This window comes from Comamonas sp. GW821-FHT11H03, from assembly GCF_058807955.1.
Genome location: NZ_JBXARF010000013.1, coordinates 39,118 through 57,148 on the forward strand (window position 1 = coordinate 39,118; position 18,031 = coordinate 57,148).

19 protein-coding genes and 1 pseudogene are annotated in these 18,031 nt (G+C 63.4%); 12 read left to right on the forward strand and 8 right to left on the reverse strand.

Annotated elements, in window-relative coordinates; genetic code table 11:
* Positions 1-47 precede the first annotated feature (47 nt).
* A complete protein-coding gene (locus AC1RTQ_RS22455; protein WP_492879032.1) occupies positions 48-470 on the reverse strand; it encodes a hypothetical protein in 423 nt (140 codons plus the stop codon).
* A gap of 140 nt (positions 471-610) precedes the next feature.
* Here AC1RTQ_RS22455 and AC1RTQ_RS22460 point away from each other — a divergent pair, with 140 nt between their 5' ends.
* On the forward strand, positions 611-1,450 hold the full coding sequence (locus AC1RTQ_RS22460; protein ID WP_492879140.1) for a helix-turn-helix domain-containing protein: 840 nt from the start codon (positions 611-613) through the stop codon (positions 1,448-1,450).
* A gap of 158 nt (positions 1,451-1,608) precedes the next feature.
* Here AC1RTQ_RS22460 and AC1RTQ_RS22465 read toward each other — a convergent pair whose 3' ends face one another.
* Together AC1RTQ_RS22465 and AC1RTQ_RS22470 are read right to left on the reverse strand one after the other, a co-directional pair.
* Positions 1,609-2,031 carry an FCD domain-containing protein gene (locus AC1RTQ_RS22465; protein WP_492879142.1) on the reverse strand — a complete coding sequence of 141 codons (423 nt, stop codon included), beginning with the start codon at positions 2,029-2,031 and terminating at the stop codon, positions 1,609-1,611.
* Between the two features lie 45 nt (positions 2,032-2,076).
* A pseudogene (locus AC1RTQ_RS22470) lies at positions 2,077-2,334 on the reverse strand (GntR family transcriptional regulator); the annotation flags it as partial.
* An 88-nt stretch (positions 2,335-2,422) separates the two neighbouring features.
* Between AC1RTQ_RS22470 and AC1RTQ_RS22475 the strand changes: the two are divergent.
* The 8 genes from AC1RTQ_RS22475 to AC1RTQ_RS22510 all read left to right on the forward strand — a co-directional run bounded on the left by AC1RTQ_RS22475 (position 2,423) and on the right by AC1RTQ_RS22510 (position 9,792).
* A complete protein-coding gene (locus tag AC1RTQ_RS22475) occupies positions 2,423-3,478 on the forward strand; it encodes a porin (RefSeq protein ID WP_492879034.1) in 1,056 nt (351 codons plus the stop codon).
* A gap of 46 nt (positions 3,479-3,524) precedes the next feature.
* Positions 3,525-4,520, forward strand: a complete 996-nt coding sequence (locus AC1RTQ_RS22480) for a Bug family tripartite tricarboxylate transporter substrate binding protein (protein WP_492879036.1) — start codon at positions 3,525-3,527, stop codon at positions 4,518-4,520.
* Positions 4,521-4,528: 8 nt separating this feature from the next.
* Positions 4,529-5,518: an NAD-dependent epimerase/dehydratase family protein gene (locus AC1RTQ_RS22485; RefSeq protein ID WP_492879038.1), complete on the forward strand. Its 990-nt coding sequence runs from the start codon at positions 4,529-4,531 to the stop codon at positions 5,516-5,518.
* Entirely contained in the window at positions 5,508-6,440 is a 933-nt protein-coding gene (locus tag AC1RTQ_RS22490; RefSeq protein ID WP_492879040.1) for an alpha/beta hydrolase, read from the forward strand. Before AC1RTQ_RS22485 ends, AC1RTQ_RS22490 begins: the two co-directional genes overlap by 11 nt.
* A complete protein-coding gene (locus AC1RTQ_RS22495; RefSeq protein ID WP_492879042.1) occupies positions 6,437-6,814 on the forward strand; it encodes a RidA family protein in 378 nt (125 codons plus the stop codon). Before AC1RTQ_RS22490 ends, AC1RTQ_RS22495 begins: the two co-directional genes overlap by 4 nt.
* A gap of 57 nt (positions 6,815-6,871) precedes the next feature.
* Positions 6,872-8,311, forward strand: coding sequence for an FAD-binding oxidoreductase (locus AC1RTQ_RS22500; protein WP_492879043.1), 1,440 nt, complete (start codon positions 6,872-6,874; stop codon positions 8,309-8,311).
* Positions 8,312-8,338: 27 nt separating this feature from the next.
* Positions 8,339-9,349 carry a Bug family tripartite tricarboxylate transporter substrate binding protein gene (locus tag AC1RTQ_RS22505; RefSeq protein WP_492879044.1) on the forward strand — a complete coding sequence of 337 codons (1,011 nt, stop codon included), beginning with the start codon at positions 8,339-8,341 and terminating at the stop codon, positions 9,347-9,349.
* 308 nt (positions 9,350-9,657) lie between these two features.
* Positions 9,658-9,792 (forward strand): hypothetical protein, encoded by a 135-nt coding sequence (locus AC1RTQ_RS22510; RefSeq protein WP_492879045.1) that lies wholly within the window; start codon positions 9,658-9,660, stop codon positions 9,790-9,792.
* Positions 9,793-9,904: 112 nt separating this feature from the next.
* Here AC1RTQ_RS22510 and acnB read toward each other — a convergent pair whose 3' ends face one another.
* The 5 genes from acnB to AC1RTQ_RS22535 all read right to left on the reverse strand — a co-directional run bounded on the left by acnB (position 9,905) and on the right by AC1RTQ_RS22535 (position 16,021).
* Positions 9,905-12,490, reverse strand: coding sequence for a bifunctional aconitate hydratase 2/2-methylisocitrate dehydratase (gene acnB, locus AC1RTQ_RS22515; protein WP_492879048.1), 2,586 nt, complete (start codon positions 12,488-12,490; stop codon positions 9,905-9,907).
* A gap of 97 nt (positions 12,491-12,587) precedes the next feature.
* Positions 12,588-13,160, reverse strand: coding sequence for a hypothetical protein (locus AC1RTQ_RS22520; protein WP_492879049.1), 573 nt, complete (start codon positions 13,158-13,160; stop codon positions 12,588-12,590).
* Between the two features lie 31 nt (positions 13,161-13,191).
* Entirely contained in the window at positions 13,192-14,196 is a 1,005-nt protein-coding gene (locus AC1RTQ_RS22525) for an HpcH/HpaI aldolase/citrate lyase family protein (protein WP_409815747.1), read from the reverse strand.
* A complete protein-coding gene (gene tam, locus AC1RTQ_RS22530) occupies positions 14,193-15,017 on the reverse strand; it encodes a trans-aconitate 2-methyltransferase (protein ID WP_492879051.1) in 825 nt (274 codons plus the stop codon). Before tam ends, AC1RTQ_RS22525 begins: the two co-directional genes overlap by 4 nt.
* 14 nt (positions 15,018-15,031) lie before the next feature.
* Complete coding sequence (locus tag AC1RTQ_RS22535; RefSeq protein WP_003053219.1) at positions 15,032-16,021, reverse strand: malate dehydrogenase; 990 nt, start codon at positions 16,019-16,021, stop codon at positions 15,032-15,034.
* Between the two features lie 230 nt (positions 16,022-16,251).
* Between AC1RTQ_RS22535 and AC1RTQ_RS22540 the strand changes: the two genes are divergently transcribed.
* From AC1RTQ_RS22540 to sdhD, 3 genes are all read left to right on the forward strand, one after another.
* Positions 16,252-17,043 (forward strand): GntR family transcriptional regulator, encoded by a 792-nt coding sequence (locus AC1RTQ_RS22540; protein WP_409815750.1) that lies wholly within the window; start codon positions 16,252-16,254, stop codon positions 17,041-17,043.
* Positions 17,044-17,189: 146 nt separating this feature from the next.
* Positions 17,190-17,615 (forward strand): succinate dehydrogenase, cytochrome b556 subunit, encoded by a 426-nt coding sequence (sdhC, locus tag AC1RTQ_RS22545; RefSeq protein WP_003063573.1) that lies wholly within the window; start codon positions 17,190-17,192, stop codon positions 17,613-17,615.
* Between the two features lie 41 nt (positions 17,616-17,656).
* Positions 17,657-18,022: a succinate dehydrogenase, hydrophobic membrane anchor protein gene (gene sdhD, locus AC1RTQ_RS22550; RefSeq protein ID WP_003063575.1), complete on the forward strand. Its 366-nt coding sequence runs from the start codon at positions 17,657-17,659 to the stop codon at positions 18,020-18,022.
* Positions 18,023-18,031: the final 9 nt, after the last annotated feature.

The window sequence follows — 18,031 nt, forward strand, 5'->3', positions numbered from 1 at the left end:
TGCTTTCAATGAGTGGCAGGCGCTAGCCGCTATTCTTTTTGCATCACTCAAAGCGCGAGCTGCGCCTCCTGCCGGGCCGCATGGCGCGAGGCACGCAGCCCTGCCCACTGCAGATCAGCCAGCACCAGCACCACGACGGCCTGCGCCGCCACCCAGGCCAGACCCCAGGCACTGAGCGCCGACCCGAAGGCAAACACCCATACCGCGCAGCCCGTTGCCCAGCCCAGATTGCCAACAGCCACCAGACCGATCAGCGTGCGCGGCAAGGGCTCGCGACGCGCCATCCAGGCGGCGGCCAATGCATAGGCCAGCAGGAAGAGACCCGTTCCCGTCAGCAGCAAGGCTGGCAGGCCTGTCAGATCTGCCAGCGGCTGCGTGACAACCAGTTGCAGCGCGCCCGTGGCGGCGCAGGAGGCCGCATCGGCCCACATCACATGGCGCAGAAACCGTGGAGAAGCAAAAATGGACATGGAAAACTCCTGTTCTGAGAGCAAGTTCTTGCGGCCGGCCCTGTGCCGGCTGCTGGGGTCCATGATTGCCATCCGCGTGCACAGCGTCGATAACCTCGCAGGTCATGGCTGCCTATGCGGCCTGCCACTACGATGCGGCCATGACCTCCAGCACCGCCCCCTCTTCTTTTCATGCCGCTCATGAGCCGCCCGGCGCACGCGCGCCGTTCGGCGACCACCTGCGCCACTGGCGCCAGCACCGCCGGCTGAGCCAGCAAGGGCTGGCACTGGAGGCCGAGATTTCGACACGCCACCTGAGCTATGTGGAAACAGGCCGCGCCCAGCCCAGCCGCGAGATGGTGCTGCGCCTGGCCGAGCGCCTGTCGGTGCCGCTGCGCGAGCGCAATGCACTACTGGTGGCGGCAGGTTTTGCCCCCATGTACCCGGCCCGCCCGCTGAACCACCCCGATCTGGCGGCAGCGCGCCAGGCCGTCGAGCTGGTACTCAAGGGGCACGAGCCCAACCCGGCGCTGGCCGTGGACAGACACTGGAGCCTGGTGGCCACCAATGCCGTCGTGCCGCTGCTGCTGGAGGGCGTGGCCCCCTGGCTGCTGGAGCCGCCCGTGAATGTGCTGCGCCTGAGCCTGCACCCCGAGGGGCTGGGAGCGCGTCTGGCCAATGCCGGCCAATGGCGCGCCCATCTGCTGCATCGCCTGCAGCAGCAGATCGCCGCCACGGCAGACAGCGAGCTGCAGACGCTTCATGACGAGCTCGCAGCCTACCCGTTCGCCGAGGACAAGGGCTCCCCGCCGCCCAGCCCCATCGCCGTCCCCTTTGAACTGCACACCGATCTGGGCACACTGAGCTTCATCAGCACCATCACCATCTTCGGCACGCCCGTGGACGTGACGCTGCAGGAGCTGGCCGTCGAATCCTTCTTCCCGGCGAATGCCGAGACCCAGGCGGCGCTGCAGCGGCTGCGCCAGGCTTCAGCATCCTGAGGCTTACAGAGCCCTGCCAGCTTAGATGCCCCCTTGGCCACTTCCACGAACTCCTCAATCTGTTCGAAGCTCTGCAGAGACAGGCATCAGCTTCGCTATGGCATGCGCACCCTCTCTCACTGACCTGCCACGCACGGCGAACGATGCCGGTCTCACAACTACCACCCCATAGCGGTATTGACCGCCTGCTCGGTACCAAGCAAGTGCTGCTCCATCAATGCGACTAGAGCGTCTGCATCGCGGCGCAATGCCGCATCGAGCAAGGCCTGGTGCTCGGCCTGGACATTGCGCGCAACCAACGGCCCATGTAGTCGTATCTTGCGATAGCGCTCCGAGTGATCGACCAGTTGGTTCCAGAACTGCAGCAGCCATTCGGAGCCGCAGGCGCCCACCAGCGCCTCATGAAAGCGCCGGTGCTGCGACTCCCACTCGGAAGACATCGCTGCGGAGCCGCCGAGATCAGGCAGCGGCACATGCGCCAGCATGTGGAGCGACGCTATCAGCTCGGCCTCCCATCGGGCATCGCCACGTCGAATGGACTCGACCAGGCACAGGCGCTCGATGTCGCGGCGGGTCTTCATCAGGTCTGCGAACTCCTGCGATGAAATCCCCCGCACCCGGGCACCGCGGTTTGACTCCGCCAACACCAGCCCTTCAGTACCCAGACGCACGAGCGCCTCGCGGATAGGCGTCAGCCCCAGGCCAAACCGCTCATCTAGGTCTGCAGCCCTCAGGCGCTGCCCAGGTGCCAACTCCCCGCGAAGAATCTCCGTTCTCAGGCGCTGGTAGGCGCGCTCCGTCCTTGAGCCGGCGTCGCTTTTTTCATCTGCTACTGCATTTTCCTGCATAGATGTACGAGAGCTTGTCCCTATATTATATTTCATTAAACATCTTAAATTTCATGAAATTAAAAATATTTCATGAAATATGAATCTCCATTATCCAGCCCCACCCAAGACACAGCAGAACACGATGTTCCCACTGCTGTCGCACGTATTCATGGCGTCGCTCATCGCCGGCCTGGCCTTGATTCCCAGCGCGCCCAGTATGGCTCAAAGCAGCTCCACGATTTACGGAGTCGTCGATCTCGGCTTTGTCCGCGAGAGCGGCGGCCCGAATGGCGCCAGCGCCAGCAGGCTGACCAGCGGCGTCGCCTCGGGCTCCCGGCTGGGTTTCAGAGGCAATGAAGACCTGGGAGGCGGGCTGTCGGCGTTCTACGCGCTTGAAATGGGCCTGCTCGCCGATACAGGCGGCTTGGCCCAGGGCGGCCTGGCATTCGGCCGCCAAGCCACAGTCGGCATCCATGGCAACTTCGGCTCCATCGCGCTGGGTCGCCAGTACACGCCCGTGGCGTTGATCCAGACCGAGACCGACCCATTCGTCACGGGCCTGGCGGGCGACTCCGCCAACCTCATCAGCGCGGGCGGCGCGAGCGGCAACAACCGCATGGACAACACGCTGCGCTATACCTACAAGGCATCCAGCGGCCTGATGGCCGACGCGGTCTATGGGTTTGGCGAAGTCGCTGGCGACTCCAGTGCCAAGCGGCAGTACGGAGGCGCCCTCGGCTATGTGGCAGGCCCTGCCTATGCCAAGCTGGGCTACCACAGCGTCAACGATGCGACCGGCAAGGCCGGCCGGCTGACCTTTCTCGGCGCGACCTATGACTTCGGATTCGCCATGGCCCACTTCAACTATGTGGTGAACAAGGGCTCGGCCGTCTTCGGCATCGTGAACCAGGATTCACGCGACATGCTGCTCGGCATCAGCGTGCCCTATGGGCTGGGCAAATTCATGGCCTCGTACATCCGCAAGGACGACCGCACGGTCGCCAATTTCGACGCCAGCCAATGGGCCGTCGGCTACATGTACTTTCTGTCGAAGCGCACCACGCTCTACACCTCGATCGCACGGATAGACAACAACGCATCCGCAACGTCAAAAACAGGCTTCTACCGCGTGGGCAACGCCACGGAGCAGGGTCTGGGCTCCCGCGCCTTCAACTTCGGAATCCGGCACGCCTTCTAGGCCAGCTTCGTACCCCGGCATTGCAATCACCATAGGAACACCCACCATGAACCACCATCGCCGGCGCGCCCTCATCGCGGCCGCATGCACCACGGCCCTCGGCCTTCTGTCTGGCACCGCGCCATCGCACGCGGCCGACCGCTACCCGCACAAGCCCATCACCCTGGTGGTTGCCTATCCCGCAGGCGGCGACACCGACGTACTGGCCCGCCTGATCGGAGAAAAGCTGGGCACCCGACTGGGCCAGCCGGTGATCGTCGAGAACCGCACCGGCGCGGCTGGCACCATCGGCACCGCCTATGTCTCGAAGGCAGTCCCCGACGGCTATACCCTGCTGCTGGCGCCGAACACCATCACGATCACGCCCCACGTGCTCAAGGGCGTGGCGGGCGCCCAGGTCGACCCGGTGCGCGACCTCACCGCCATCTCGCAGTTGGGCAGCCAGTCGCTGTTCGTCGTGGCCACGGCAGCTTCGGGCGTGTCCTCCGTGAAGGAGCTGCTTGCCAGCGTGAAGGCCGGCAAGATCACCTCGTATGCCAGCCCCGGCAACGGCTCGCCCATGCACATCCTGGGCGAGTTGTTCGACAAGGCCACCGGCGTGAAGATCACCCAGGTTCCCTACCGCGGCAGCGTGCCCGCCGTGGCAGACCTCGTGGGCGGCCAACTGCCCATGATGTACACCACCCTGGGGCCGGTAGCCCAGTACATCAAGGCGGGCAAACTGGTGCCGATTGCGGTCGCGGACCCGAAGCGCTCGCCCTTCCTGCCCCAGGTGCCCACGCTCGCCGAGCTGGGCTATGCGGGTGCCGAGGTCGGCGCCTGGCAGGCACTGATGGGCCCCAAGGGCATGCCGCCGGATCTGGTCAGGCTGCTCAACCAGCACTGCGATGCGATCCTCAAGATGCCCGATGTGAGAGCGCGCATGGAGACGATTGCCCTGGCGCCCGTTGGCGGCGATGCAGCCGTGCTGGGCCAGGTGGTGCAGAACGACTACCAGCGCTACCGGCAGATCGTCAAGGAGTTCGGCATCCAGGCCAACTGAGGAACACCATGACAACACTTGTTACAGGCGCCGGCGTGATCGGCTGCCACACGGCCCGTCTGCTGGCGCAGCGCGGAGAATCCGTGCTCCTGGCCGACGTGGCTCCGGCCCTCGCGGCCATCGCCACCATCGTCGACGATCCCCGGGTCCGCATCGAAGTCGCCGACGTCACGGATTTCGCCCGGCTGACCCGGCTTGTCGAAAGCCACGGCGTACGCCGTATCGTCCACACAGCGGCCCTGCTGTCCACCGCCATCCGCCAGGACCCGGTCAAGGGCGTGGAAGTCAATGTCATGGGCACGGCTCACCTGCTCGAAATCGCCCGGCTGCACCGGCTGCAGAGGGTCGTCATCGCCAGCTCCACGACCGTCGGCTACCCCGTGTTCGGCGACTTCGAAGGCGACAGCCTGCCAGAGGACTTCAGCCTGAAATCGATCCGCCATCGCCCAGGCTCCATCTACGCGGCCACCAAGGTGGCGGCGGAACATCTGGCGCTGCTGTACCGCGACCTGTATGGCGTCGACACCATATCGCTGCGCTATGCCGCAGTGATCAGTGCCTGGAGCGGCCCCGGCACATCGGTGCCGGCGCGCGTGCTCTCATCGCTGGCCGGGCCCGCCGCCCGGGGCGAGGTCTCCGTCATCGACGACCCCTACCTCGTCTGGCAGGGAGGAGAGGAATTCATCGACGCGCGCGACTGCGCGCATGCCAACGTCGCGGCCCTGGATGCCAAAGATCCGGCGCAGGGCATCTACCACATCGGCCTGGGCCGGCTGCACGGCTTCGAGGACTTCGTGGCCGGCGTGCGCCGCTGCCACCCCGCCTTGCGGGTGGACATGCGGGTCGCGCCGCAAGGCGGCTTTGCCGGCTTTGCACATGTGCGCCGTGCCGCGTCGGACATATCCGCTGCGGCGCGCGAGCTGGCATGGCAGCCCACCCATGCGCTCGCCGACTCCATCGAACACTTCGCCCCCTTCTGTATCGCCAATGAAAATTGAATCCATGCAGGCTCAGCACCTTGCGGGCAACGGACGTCCGACCGATGCACAGTGGCTGCTGGCAGACCCCGATCACCAGATGCCATTGCCCTTTCCCCAGGCCGAGGCCTACGCGCGCCAGGTCATGGCCCTGGCCCGAGAGCTGCCGACCGACGGACTCGACGTGCGCCTTGGCGTCCCTTACGGTCGGCATCCGCTGCACCGGTACGACGTTTTCGGTCCGAAAAATGCCCAGGACGCACCAGTTCTGGTCTTCTGGCATGGCGGTGGCTGGACCAACGGCTACCGCGGCTACGTCAGCTTCATGGCGCCGCTGGTGGCGAAGCTGGGCTGCATCCTGATTGCTCCCTCCTACCGGCTTGCGCCACAGGACAGGCTGCCTGCGGCCTACGAAGACGGGCTTGCCGCGCTGCGCCATGTGTTCGACAACGCACCGTCCTTCGGCGGCTGCGCCCATCGCCTGCACCTCGCGGGGCACTCCGCCGGCGGCCATCTGGCGGCCCTGATCGCCCTGCGGCAGCCCGATGCCCGCAAGGCAGGCATACCGGCCGAAGTCGTCCGCGCCTGCCTGCCCATCAGCGGCATCATGGACCTGCACCATCCGGCCCCTGAAACCGGCAGCCTGGAGCAGCGTGTCTACACCATGGTCCTGCGCAAGCCCGACGACGATGCTGCCATGAGCCCCGTCCACTGGAGCGCGAACAGCACCGTGCCCATGCACCTGAGCTACGGTGAACACGACAGCGAGCGTGTGCAGCGCACCAACCAGGAGCTTGCGCACAGGCTGTCGCAGGTCGGCGCTCCATGCTCGCTCTGCATCGAAGCGGGACAGGACCACTTTTCCACCCATACCGCCTTGAGCGCACCCCAGGCCTCCTGGTACCAGCGCCTGGCACGCATCCTGGAGGCATCCGCACCATGAAGCACATAGTCGATATCGGCCTGCCTTCCATCGCCCAGCCCTTCTCCTGGGCAGTGAAAGCCGGTGGCCTGCTGTTCACCACGCACGGCCCGGTGCGCGGCGACGGCACGCTCGACACCGGCCCCATCGAGCAGCAGGCCCGCCTGACGCTGGAAAACGTCCGCCGGGCCGTCGCGGCGGCCGGGGGCCGGATGAGCGATGTGGCCCAGGTGCTGATCTACATGACGGACGAGCGGGACATGCCCGTCATCGACAGCATCTACCGCGAATTCTTCGAAGCGCCCTACCCCAACCGCTCCAGCGTCGCGGTGCGAGGCCTGGTTGCGCCAGGCATGCGCGTGGAAATGGTGGTCTATGCGGCCATCGCCCCCTGAGCCCGCCAACGCCTGGCGCAAGCGCCGCGACAACACCTTCCACCAGGAACCACCGCCATGCCATCTGCAAGCAACGCCTCCTCAACCACTGCCAGAACAGACCAGCGACTGACATCCCTGGCTGCCGCGCTGGCGCCGCACTCTGATGCGTCGCTGCTGGCCATCGAAGATGCCATACCGGCATACGCCGGCACCGACTGGCGGGGCGTGCGCGAAGCCACACCGCTCGCGGTACTGCGCCCGCGCACACCGGAGCACCTTGCGGCAGCCATGCGGGTCACGCATGCGCTGGGGCTGCCGATCGCCGTGCAAGGCGGAATGACCGGCCTGGTGGATGGAGCATTGGCCCGGCCCGGAGAGATCATCCTGTCGCTGGACAGGCTGAATGCCATCGAGGAAATCGATGCAGCCAGCCAGACCATGACCGTCCAGGCCGGCGTGAAGCTGCAGGAGGCCCAGGAAGCCGCAGCCGCCCGCGGCCTGCTGTTTCCCATCGACATCGGCAGCAAGGGCTCCTGCCACGTCGGAGGCATCGCCGCGACGAATGCGGGAGGCAACCGGGTCCTGCGCTACGGGATGGCACGCCAATCCATCATCGGCCTGGAAGCCGTGCTTGCGGATGGGCAGGTCATCAGCCACCTTGGCAAGGCACTCAAGGACAACGCCGGATACGACCTCAAGCACCTGTTCATCGGCAGCGAGGGAACGCTGGGCGTCATCACGCGGCTGGTGTTCGCGCTGCAGCCTCTGCCTACCACTCGCCAGACTGCCCTCGTCAGCGTCCAGAGCTTCGAGCAGATGGTGGAGCTGCTCAACCACTGCAGAAGGCGGTTGGGTGCGCGCCTGACAAGTTTCGAAGCGATGTGGCGCGACTTCTACGACATGGTGACGACGGAACTGCACGTGGGAGGAACACCATTTGCTGAGCCTGGCGGCAATCTGGTGCTCATCGAAGCCATGGGGCAGGATGCCGAAGCCGACGAACACTTGTTCATGGAGGCACTAGGCGAATTTCTTGAGTTGGCTACCAGCTCGGACGCCGTGATTGCCCGATCCGAGCAAGATACCCGGCGCCTGTGGAGCATCCGGGAGTCATCCGGCGAAGCTGCGGCGGCAGTGGCACCGTTTGCTGGCTTCGACATCAGCCTGCCCATCTCCTCGATGCCTGCATGGCTCGAAGACGTCCACTCGCAACTGCGCGCGCACGGCCTGCACCGCACGCAAACCTACGGGCATCTCGGCGATGGGAACCTGCACCTGGTCGTCGGCTATCCCGCGGACCAGCCGCAGATGAAACAGGAGATCGAAGACCTCGTGCACCGATCCGCAGGGAAGCTGGGCGGCTCCGTCTCGGGAGAACACGGTATCGGCATCTCGAAGAAGCCATACCTGGCCATCAGCCGGAGCCCCCAGGAAATCGAGTTGATGCGCGCACTCAAGCGCGCCCTTGACCCCGCCGGGCGGCTGAACGCTGGCCGCATCTTCGATCTGGAATGAATTCACCGCACACAAAGGAACCCGACCATGACACCTGCCCGCAACACCTGCATGCGACGTGCCGCCTGCGCGCTTCTTGCAAGCGCACTTGCCACAACCCTTGCCCTGTCCAGCCCCATCGCGCTCGCGCGCGGAGGCAACAAGACGAAGCCCGTCAAACTGCTCGTCGGATTCTCGCCGGGCGGCGGCACCGATGTCGTGGCCCGCTATCTGGCCGACAAGCTCAGGGAAGAACTGCACCGGTCCGTGATCGTGGAGAACCGGCCAGGCGCAGGGGGCCAGGTGGCAGCGCAAGCACTCAAGGCCGCCCCCAAGGATGGAAGCACCCTCTTCTTCACCAATGACCACACCATCTCCATCATCCCCCTGGTGATGAAGCAGCCAGGCTTCGATACCTCCAGGGACTTCACGCCGGTGGCCGGCGTGGCCATCTATGTCTCCGCACTCTTCACTGGCGCCGGCACGCCCGTCAAAAGCTACGCCGAGTACATTCGCTGGGTTCACGACAAGGAAGCAGGCAGAGGCAGCGTGGGCATTCCTGCGCCAGCTTCGCTGCCTGAATTCATGACCATCGCCATCGGCGCCAGGAACTCACTGGACCTGACCCCAGTGCCCTACAAGGGCGCAGCCCCCATGCTCAGCGACATCATGGGCAGCCAGATTCTGGCCGGCATCTCGTCGCTCAACGATGTGCTGGAATCGCACAAGGCAGGCAAGATCAACGTTCTGGCGGTGTCCGGCAAAGAGCGGCACCCCGGCATGCCTGGCACCCCGACCTTTTGGGAACTCGGGGTCTCCGGCTTCGAGGAAAGCCCCTTCTATGCGGTCTACGCACCGCAAGGAACCTCGGCGGGCGACATAGCGGCATTCACCCAAGCCATGCAGAAGATTCTCGCCAGACCCGACGTGCAGGAGCGGCTGGCCAGCCTTGGCCTGATTCCGCAATACCTCGACGCCGAGCAGATGCGGCTGCGCGAGCAGGCCTACGCACAGACCTGGGGCCAGCTCATCAAGGCCAGCGGATATCTGCCCCAATAGCCCCCTCATATCTCTTCGCCTGAGCGAGAAGTTCCCATGGTCCCGGCCTAAACGCTGACGCCATACTGAAAGCCACTGCATCGCTTCAAGATGAAGGGCTGAAAAACAACCGCCCACGTGGCGAACATTCGGGTCCTCGCGGCCATCATGGATTTACTTTCTGCCGAGGCGCGGATCGACGTCATGGTGCTGCTGCCGGCATCAGCCCCATGCACTCCTTCCTTGGCATCACCAAAGAAGACCTTCGCACCGCGGTCAATGTCAACCCGCTCGGTACCTTCACCTGCTGCTAGGAAGCCACACGGCGCATGAAGCCCGACGACCGCCTCATCACTCTCTCGCCCCGCGCTGCGCCGGGCACTGGCAACTTCGTCTACTACGTGCCACCGAAATCGGGCATCTTGAGCCTCAAGCGTGTCATGACAGGCGATTTCCTGGAGTAAGCGGCACACCATCCGCTTGGCAGCCCGAAGCAAGAAAAAAGCCCGCAGGACTTGCATCCTGCGGGCTTTTTAGCAAGGCCCTTGAAGGCCTTGATTTCTGGTGCCTAGACGCTTAGATCTTGGCGGCCACTTCAGCGTACTCGGCGATTTCGTTGAAGTTCATGTAGCGGTAGACGGAGGCCTTGTCGGCATCGATCACGCCCATTTCCTTCAGGTACTCTTCCTTGGAAGGCAGGTAACCCAGACGCGAAGCGATGGCTGCCAGCTCGGCCGAGCCCAGATACACATTGGTGTTCTTGCCCAGACGGTTGGGGAAGTTGCGGGTCGAGGTGGAGATCACGGTCGCACCTTCGCGCACCTGGGCCTGGTTGCCCATGCACAGCGAGCAGCCGGGCATTTCGGTACGGGCACCGGCAGTGCCGAAAGCCGCGTAGTGACCTTCCTTGATCAGCTCGGTCTGGTCCATCTTGGTGGGAGGAGCCACCCACAGCTTGACGGGGATGTCGCGCTGGCCGCCCAGCAGCTTGGCTGCGGCGCGGAAGTGACCGATATTGGTCATGCAGGAGCCGATGAAGGCTTCGTCGATCTTGGCACCGGCCACGTCAGACAGGGTCTTGGCGTCATCGGGGTCGTTGGGGCAGCAGACGATGGGTTCCTTGATGTCGGCCAGATCGATTTCGATGATGTGGGCGTACTGGGCGTCCTTGTCGGCTTCCAGCAGATCGGGCTTGGCCAGCCAGGCTTCGACCTTCTCGATACGGCGCTGCAGGGTCTTGGCGTCGGCATAACCGTCGGCGATCATGTTCTTCATCAGAACGATGTTCGAAGTCAGGTATTCCTTGATCGGCTCGGGGTTGAGCTTGATCGTGCAACCGGCGGCAGAGCGCTCGGCAGATGCGTCGGACAGCTCGAACGCCTGCTCGACCTTCAGGTTGGGCAGACCTTCGATTTCCAGGATGCGACCCGAGAACTCGTTGATCTTGCCGGCCTTGGCCACGGTCAGCAGACCTTGCTTGATACCGTACAGAGGAATAGCGTGCACCAGATCGCGCAGGGTCACGCCAGGCTGCATTTCGCCCTTGAAGCGCACCAGCACGGATTCGGGCATGTCCAGAGGCATCACGCCGGTAGCGGCACCGAAGGCCACCAGACCGGAGCCTGCGGGGAAGGAAATGCCGATGGGGAAGCGGGTGTGCGAGTCGCCGCCGGTACCGACGGTGTCGGGCAGCAGCAGGCGGTTGAGCCAGCTGTGGATCACGCCGTCACCAGGGCGCAGGGCCACGCCGCCGCGGTTGCTGATGAAGTTGGGCAGCTCGCGATGGGTCTTCACGTCCACGGGCTTGGGGTAAGCGGCTGTGTGGCAGAAGGACTGCATCACCATATCGGCGGAGAAGCCCAGGCAGGCCAGATCCTTGAGCTCGTCGCGGGTCATGGGGCCGGTGGTGTCCTGCGAACCCACGGTGGTCATGCGAGGCTCGCAGTAAGTACCGGGGCGCACGCCCTGGCCTTCGGGCAGACCGCAAGCGCGACCGACCATCTTCTGGGCCAGTGTGAAACCAGCCGTGGAGGCAGCGGGCGCCTGGGGCAGGCGGAACACGGTGGATGCGGGCAGACCCAGGGCTTCGCGCGCCTTGGCTGTCAGCGAGCGACCGATGATCAGGTTGATACGGCCGCCGGCTTGCACTTCGTCCAGCAGCACGTCGGACTTGAGCTGGAAGTCAGCCACGGTTTCGCCGTTCTTGACGATCTTGCCAGCGTAGGGCAGCACGTCGATCACGTCGCCCATTTCCAGCTTGGAAACATCGACTTCGATGGGCAGTGCGCCGGAGTCTTCTTGCGTGTTGAAGAAGATGGGAGCGATCTTGCCGCCCAGCGTCACGCCGCCAAAGCGCTTGTTGGGAACAAAGGGAATGTCCATGCCCGTGCCCCAGATGATGGAGTTGGTGGCGGACTTGCGGGATGACCCGGTACCGACCACGTCACCCACGTAGGCAACCAGGTGGCCCTTCTTCTTCAGGTCTTCGATGAACTGCATGGGGCCGCGCTTGCCGTCTTCTTCGGGCTTGAACGCCGCGTCGGGACGCGTGTTCTTGAGCATGGCCAGGTAGTGCAGAGGAATGTCGGGACGGCTCCAGGCGTCAGGAGCGGGCGACAGGTCGTCGGTATTGGTCTCGCCAGGCACCTTGAAGACGGTGACGGTGATCTTTTCCTCGACCTTGGGACGCGAAGTGAACCACTCGGCATCGGCCCAGCTCTGCATCACTTCCTTGGCCTTGGCATTGCCGGCCTTGGCCTTGTCGGCCACGTCGTTGAAGAAGTCGAACATCAGCAATGTCTTCTTCAGCGCGTCGGCAGCCACACCGGCCACTTCTGCATCGTCCAGCAGCTCGATCAGGGGGTGCACGTTGTAGCCGCCCACCATGGTGCCCAGCAGCTCGGTGGCCTTGGCCTTGGAGATGAGACCCACCTTCAGGTCGCCGTGAGCCACGGCAGCCAGGAAGGAAGCCTTGACCTTGGCTGCATCATCCACACCCGGCGGCACGCGATGAGTCAGCAGATCCATCAGGAATGCGTCTTCACCAGCGGGTGGGTTCTTGATCAGCTCGATCAGGTCTGCGACCTGCTTGGCATCCAGAGGCAGCGGGGGGATGCCCAGTGCGGCGCGTTCTGCCACATGGTCACGGTAGGCTTTCAACATGGGTTCTCTCCAATGGTTTTTTGAAAAAGGCTGCGCGTGGAGCGCGAATTACAGGACTGGCGCATGTGCGATACGCCAGTCCTCAGCCTCGCCAGACTTATTTGCTGTCCAGCAGGCTGGGAGGTGGGTTCTTGCGGATGGCTTCGGCCACTTGCTGCTGCTCGGGGCTCATGCACTCATCCGCCAGACGCTGGCCGGCCTTCTGGTTCATCAGCATGGACTTGTTGGCGATCTGCAGCCACACGGCACCAGCTGCCTTGTCTTCCAGGCGCACCGTGCCCGTGGAAGTCTTGACGGGGGACATGTGGTACTTGAAGCCACGGCCGTCAACGATGAAGTAGCCAGGGTTGGCTGCGTCGGCGTTCACGTTCACATAGGCGCCCAGCTCACAGGCAATGCGGCCCTTGTGCACGCGTTCGGCCACGGCCAGCTCTTCCGTGCCCAGGGGGGAGGAAGCCGGGCCGGCCGCCACGACTGCGGCGGCACCCGCACCACCTGCAGCGACGGCAGCGGCAGCTTTGCCCTTCTTGGACGCAGTGGTGGCTTTCTTGGCGGCGGGAGCCTTCTTGGCGGTGGCTGCCTTGGCCTTGGGAGCGGTTTCTGCCACGGCAGAGTGGCTGATTGCGACCAGGGGGGCGGCAATCATCAAAGTGGCGATCAGGGTCTTCATAGGAATTAGCTCCTGCAGACTTGTTATGAGTTCAACGGATTGAGGCCGGGGCAAACCAGGGTTGAACTTCAACCGGCAAGACCTGCCCCGTCTGGTGAGCGCGCTCCAGCAACTGCCAAAAATAGCGGTAGCTCGCGCGGTCGTGTAGTACACCACCAAAACTGATGGGCGCCCAATTCTGCACCGCTGCGGAGGTAAGTATTTGTGCCGCCTGTAGAACTTCGTCTTCGGCTGGCGCAAATGCACGCAAAATCGGGCGAATCTGGTCAGGATGAATGCTCCACATGCGTGTGTAGCCAAGCTCACGCGAGGCTTTTTGCGCACAAGCACCCAAAGCTTCAGGATTCTTGAATTCCGTGACCACGCAGTGCGAAGGCACCTTGCCGTGGGCATGGCAGGCGGCCGCGATCTCCAGCTTGGCGCGAACGACCAGCGGATGCTCGAACTGGCCCTGCGCCGTCATGGCGGACGCGGGGATGGCGCCGCCATGGGCCGAGACAAAATCCATCAGCCCGAAGGAGATGCTCTGCACGGCCGGATGTGCGGCGATGTCGAAGGCCTGCTGCACGGCAGCAGGAGACTCAATCAAGACATGCAGCGGCACACGCTTGTCTGTTGCGCGTTGCAGGGCTGCTTCGGCCTTGATGACGTCATCGACCGACTCCACCTTGGGAATCATGATGTGGCAGAGCTTGTCAGCAGCGCCGCCGGCAATGATGTCCATGTCTGCCTGGAAATGTGCATGCTCCACCGCATGCACCCGGGCCGCCACACGCGCGCCTTGAGCAGCGCCGTTCGCCAGCTCGACGACCAGACGAGCGTGCCCGGCCTCCTGGCCGACAGGCGCTCCGTCCTCGCAGTCCAGCGTCACATCGAACACGCAGGTGCCGAACTCCTGCATCATCTCGGCCTGCAACTGCAGGCTTTTGCGCATGCGCGCTTCCACGCCGCTGTAGTGATCGCAGACGGGCAGACGCTGAGCGCCACCCTGAGCATCTAGCAGCACGGTGGCGGGGTGAACCAGTTCTTTCGTCATGACTTGCGCTGAGCCACCATGAAAAGTCGGGGGAAAGCCAGCAGACGCCTGCCGTCGGCTCGCTCCGGATAAGCCGCGTCGATGCGGCTTTGATACTCGCTCAGATACTCGGCTTGCAGCTCCTGGGGCAAACCTTCCACGAAAGGCTTGAGGCCCGTGCTGCTGAGCCACTGCACAATCGCTGCGGCCGAGTCCATGGGATGCTGGTAGACGGTGTGCCACACATCCACGCTCGCGGCCTCATTGGCGGGAGCCGCCGGCTGGGGCGCTGCCAGCAGGTCGTAATAGACCCCTATGGGCAAAATCTCGGTACGCACCTTGCTCGCATCCCCGATGTGCGCGGCAAACCGGGGCAGCTGCGCGACTTCGCGCATGTTTCGGTGCGAGGGTTCCTGACGGTTGTCAGGCATCTGTATGGCCAGCACGCCACCGGGCGCCAGCAGCGAAAACAGACGAGGAATCAGGCTCTCATGCTCGCCCACCCACTGGATGGAGGCATTCGCATAGATCAAATCAGGTGCTGGCTCACCTTCAGCAGGTGCCCAGGAGGCAATATCACCGGCCTCGAACCTGGCCTGCGGCAACTGCTTTCGCGCAGTCTCCAGCATGGCTTCGGAATTGTCGACACCGAGCACATCGGCGCCGGGAAAACGCTCCACCAGAAGTTCGGTGGAGTTGCCCGGCCCGCAGCCCAGATCCACGATGCGGAGGCTGCGAGCGGGTGAATGCAAGCTGGAAGGTACTCTTGCCAGCAGTTCTGCCGCAGGGCGCGTGCGCTCATTGGCAAAGCGCAGATACAGCGCAGGGTTCCAGTCTTGCATAGGTTTTGCGCTGATTACAGCAGGTGCTTGACGCCGTCTTGCTCGCCTTGCAGCTCAGCCAGAGTCTTGTTGATGCACTCTTGCGAGAAGGCATCGATTTCCAGACCTTCGACGATCTTGTATTCGCCGTCAGCCGTGGTGGTCACGGGGAAACCGAACACGATACCGGCGGGGATGCCGTACTCGCCGTTGGAAGGCACGCCCATGGTGACCCATTCGCCGTTGGAGCCCAGGGCCCAGTCACGCATGTGGTCGATGGCAGCGTTGGCAGCCGAAGCAGCCGACGACAGGCCGCGAGCAGCGATGATGGCGGCGCCGCGCTTGCCCACGGTGGGCAGGAACACGTTGGCATTCCATTCCTGGTCGTTGATGGCTTCCTTCACGGACTTGCCGTCCACGGTGGCGAAGCGGTAGTCGGCGTACATGGTGGGCGAGTGGTTGCCCCACACGGTCAGCTTGCGGATGTCGCCAACCTTGAAGCCGCCCTTGGCAGCCAGCTGGGAAGCAGCGCGGTTGTGGTCCAGGCGCAGCATGGCGGTGAAGTTCTTGGCGGGCAGATCGGGAGCCGACTTCATGGCGATGTAGGCGTTGGTGTTGGCGGGGTTGCCCACCACCAGAACCTTGACATTGCGCGAAGCCACGGCGTTCAGAGCCTTGCCCTGGGCGGTGAAGATCTGGGCGTTGGCAGCCAGCAGGTCAGCACGTTCCATGCCGGGGCCACGGGGACGGGCGCCCACCAGCAAAGCGTAGTCGGTGTCCTTGAAGGCGGTCATGGGGTCTGCGTGGGCTTCGATGCCGGCCAGCAGAGGGAAGGCGCAGTCTTCCAGCTCCATGATCACGCCCTTCAGAGCGTTTTGAGCCTTTTCGTCGGGGATTTCCAGCAGTTGCAGAATAACGGGCTGATCTTTACCCAGCATTTCGCCGGAGGCGATGCGGAACAACAGGGCGTAACCGATTTGGCCAGCTGCGCCGGTAACGGCGACACGGACGGGCTTCTTGCTCATGGTGAAACTCCAAGATTGGAAAAAAGTGAGATGTTATGGGCGCCAAGTTGCACCAGCGTAACCACCAGTAGCGCAAGCTCCGCAAACATGCGGCAAGTGTACTGCTGAAATCAAAGCCCGGTCAATTTGTCTTATGTCTTATATAAGATATGATCTTCACTTAGCGACCATAGTCAAATCGACTGTTTTTTGTGCATCGCATCGCGGAGGCGATACCTTCAAAACCAACTATGCCCAGCCCCCAAAACACAGCCCCGGACAACAACGCCAGCCATAGCGGTGGTGCCGGCGTCTCCACCCCAGCCTTCAGCCCTCTGTACCAGCAGATCAAGGGCCTGATCCTGCAAAGCCTGGAAGCTGGCGAATGGCGCCCCGGAGAACTGATCCCCAGTGAAATGGAGCTGGCAGCCCGCTTCAAGGTCAGCCAGGGCACGGTGCGCAAGGCAATCGATGAACTGGCCGCCGAAAATCTGGTCATGCGCCGTCAGGGCAAGGGCACGTTTGTGGCCACTCACGCCGCCCAGCAGGTGCAGTACCGCTTCCTGAATCTGCGCCCCGATGCCGGCGACCTGCAGGGCGAAGGCCGCGCAGAGCGCCACATCCTCGAGTGCCGCCGCCTGCGCGCGCCCGCCGAAGTGGCCCGCTCCCTGGCCCTGCGCACCGGCGACGCCGTGATGCATGTGCGCCGCACCCTGTCCTTTGCGGCAATTCCGACCATTTTGGAGGACATCTGGCTGCCTGGCAACGCCTTCAAGGGGCTGACGGCCGAGCAGATGTCCAGCTACCAGGGCCCCACCTACGCCATGTTCGAGCTGGTCTATGGCGTGCGCATGGTACGGGCCGACGAGAAAATTCGCGCCGTTCTGCCGGATGCCGAGCAAGCCCAGCTGCTGAACATCCCCAGCACCACGCCGCTGCTCAGCGTGGAGCGAACTGCTTACACCTACAACGATGTTCCCATGGAGTTACGGCGCGGCCTGTACCGCACCGACACCCATCATTACCGCAATGCTTTGAACTGAATCCCCCCGTAAAAGCGTTGATTGCAACAGAGCCCAATCATCTGCTATGCAAATTCGGCTAACGGATTCTGCTGCATTGCAATAGAATTTTGTGTCGCTTCGCACTAGCGATTACAACGCAGTTACATCCACGAAAGTACCCTGCCATGACAGAGCAAAAAGCAAAACAGCGGCCAGAGTTCCGCAATATCAACTTCTTCTCGGACCTACCGACCTATCGCCTGCCCCTGGCAGGCATCGTGTCCATCCTGCACCGCGTCAGCGGCCTGCTGATGGCGATCCTGCTGCCGTTCATCATCTGGATGTTCGACAACTCGATCTCGTCGGAAATTTCGTTTGATTCCTTCACGTCGGTATTCGCAGGTCCCTTTGGCTGGTTTGCCAAGCTCGTCTGCCTGGCGCTGATCTGGGCCTATCTGCACCACTTCTGCGCAGGTGTCCGCCATCTGGTGATGGACGTGAACCACCATGCCGTGAACAAGCAGACCGGCAAGTCCACCGCCGCAGTCGTGCTGTGCATCAGCGTTGCCCTGACCGTGGTGCTTGGCGCCAAGCTGTTCGGCCTGTACTGATCAGCGTCCAGTCAATAACACCTCACGATAAGGAAACAACCATGTCCGTGAATTACGGCTCCAAGCGCACTGTTGTCGGTGCGCACTATGGCACCCGCGACTTTCTGGCCCAGCGCTCTACTGCCGTCCTGATGGCTCTGTACACCGTTGTGCTGCTGGTGCGCTTTCTGACGGTCGGCGGCCCTGTGGGCTACGAGCAGTGGGCCGGCATTTTTGCTCCCCAGTGGATGAAGTTTCTGACCCTGGCCCTCTTCGTGGCTTTGGGCTGGCATGCCTGGATCGGCGTGCGTGACATCTGGATGGACTACGTCAAGCCTGTGGGCCTGCGCCTTGCACTGCAAGTGGTCACCATTGTCTGGCTGGTCGGCTGCATCGGCTGGGGCATCCAGGTTCTGTGGCGTCTCTGATTGAGACAC

Bases quoted from the DNA above. Each gene is read 5' to 3' on its own strand.
- AC1RTQ_RS22455 (WP_492879032.1), bottom strand. From the start codon at position 470: ATGTCCATTTTTGCTTCTCCACGGTTTCTGCGCCATGTGATGTGGGCC.
- AC1RTQ_RS22460 (WP_492879140.1), top strand. From the start codon at position 611: ATGACCTCCAGCACCGCCCCCTCTTCTTTTCATGCCGCTCATGAGCCG.
- AC1RTQ_RS22465 (WP_492879142.1), bottom strand. From the start codon at position 2,031: ATGAAGACCCGCCGCGACATCGAGCGCCTGTGCCTGGTCGAGTCCATT.
- AC1RTQ_RS22475 (WP_492879034.1), top strand. From the start codon at position 2,423: ATGTTCCCACTGCTGTCGCACGTATTCATGGCGTCGCTCATCGCCGGC.
- AC1RTQ_RS22480 (WP_492879036.1), top strand. From the start codon at position 3,525: ATGAACCACCATCGCCGGCGCGCCCTCATCGCGGCCGCATGCACCACG.
- AC1RTQ_RS22485 (WP_492879038.1), top strand. From the start codon at position 4,529: ATGACAACACTTGTTACAGGCGCCGGCGTGATCGGCTGCCACACGGCC.
- AC1RTQ_RS22490 (WP_492879040.1), top strand. From the start codon at position 5,508: ATGAAAATTGAATCCATGCAGGCTCAGCACCTTGCGGGCAACGGACGT.
- AC1RTQ_RS22495 (WP_492879042.1), top strand. From the start codon at position 6,437: ATGAAGCACATAGTCGATATCGGCCTGCCTTCCATCGCCCAGCCCTTC.
- AC1RTQ_RS22500 (WP_492879043.1), top strand. From the start codon at position 6,872: ATGCCATCTGCAAGCAACGCCTCCTCAACCACTGCCAGAACAGACCAG.
- AC1RTQ_RS22505 (WP_492879044.1), top strand. From the start codon at position 8,339: ATGACACCTGCCCGCAACACCTGCATGCGACGTGCCGCCTGCGCGCTT.
- AC1RTQ_RS22510 (WP_492879045.1), top strand. From the start codon at position 9,658: ATGAAGCCCGACGACCGCCTCATCACTCTCTCGCCCCGCGCTGCGCCG.
- acnB (WP_492879048.1), bottom strand. From the start codon at position 12,490: ATGTTGAAAGCCTACCGTGACCATGTGGCAGAACGCGCCGCACTGGGC.
- AC1RTQ_RS22520 (WP_492879049.1), bottom strand. From the start codon at position 13,160: ATGAAGACCCTGATCGCCACTTTGATGATTGCCGCCCCCCTGGTCGCA.
- AC1RTQ_RS22525 (WP_409815747.1), bottom strand. From the start codon at position 14,196: ATGACGAAAGAACTGGTTCACCCCGCCACCGTGCTGCTAGATGCTCAG.
- tam (WP_492879051.1), bottom strand. From the start codon at position 15,017: ATGCAAGACTGGAACCCTGCGCTGTATCTGCGCTTTGCCAATGAGCGC.
- AC1RTQ_RS22535 (WP_003053219.1), bottom strand. From the start codon at position 16,021: ATGAGCAAGAAGCCCGTCCGTGTCGCCGTTACCGGCGCAGCTGGCCAA.
- AC1RTQ_RS22540 (WP_409815750.1), top strand. From the start codon at position 16,252: ATGCCCAGCCCCCAAAACACAGCCCCGGACAACAACGCCAGCCATAGC.
- sdhC (WP_003063573.1), top strand. From the start codon at position 17,190: ATGACAGAGCAAAAAGCAAAACAGCGGCCAGAGTTCCGCAATATCAAC.
- sdhD (WP_003063575.1), top strand. From the start codon at position 17,657: ATGTCCGTGAATTACGGCTCCAAGCGCACTGTTGTCGGTGCGCACTAT.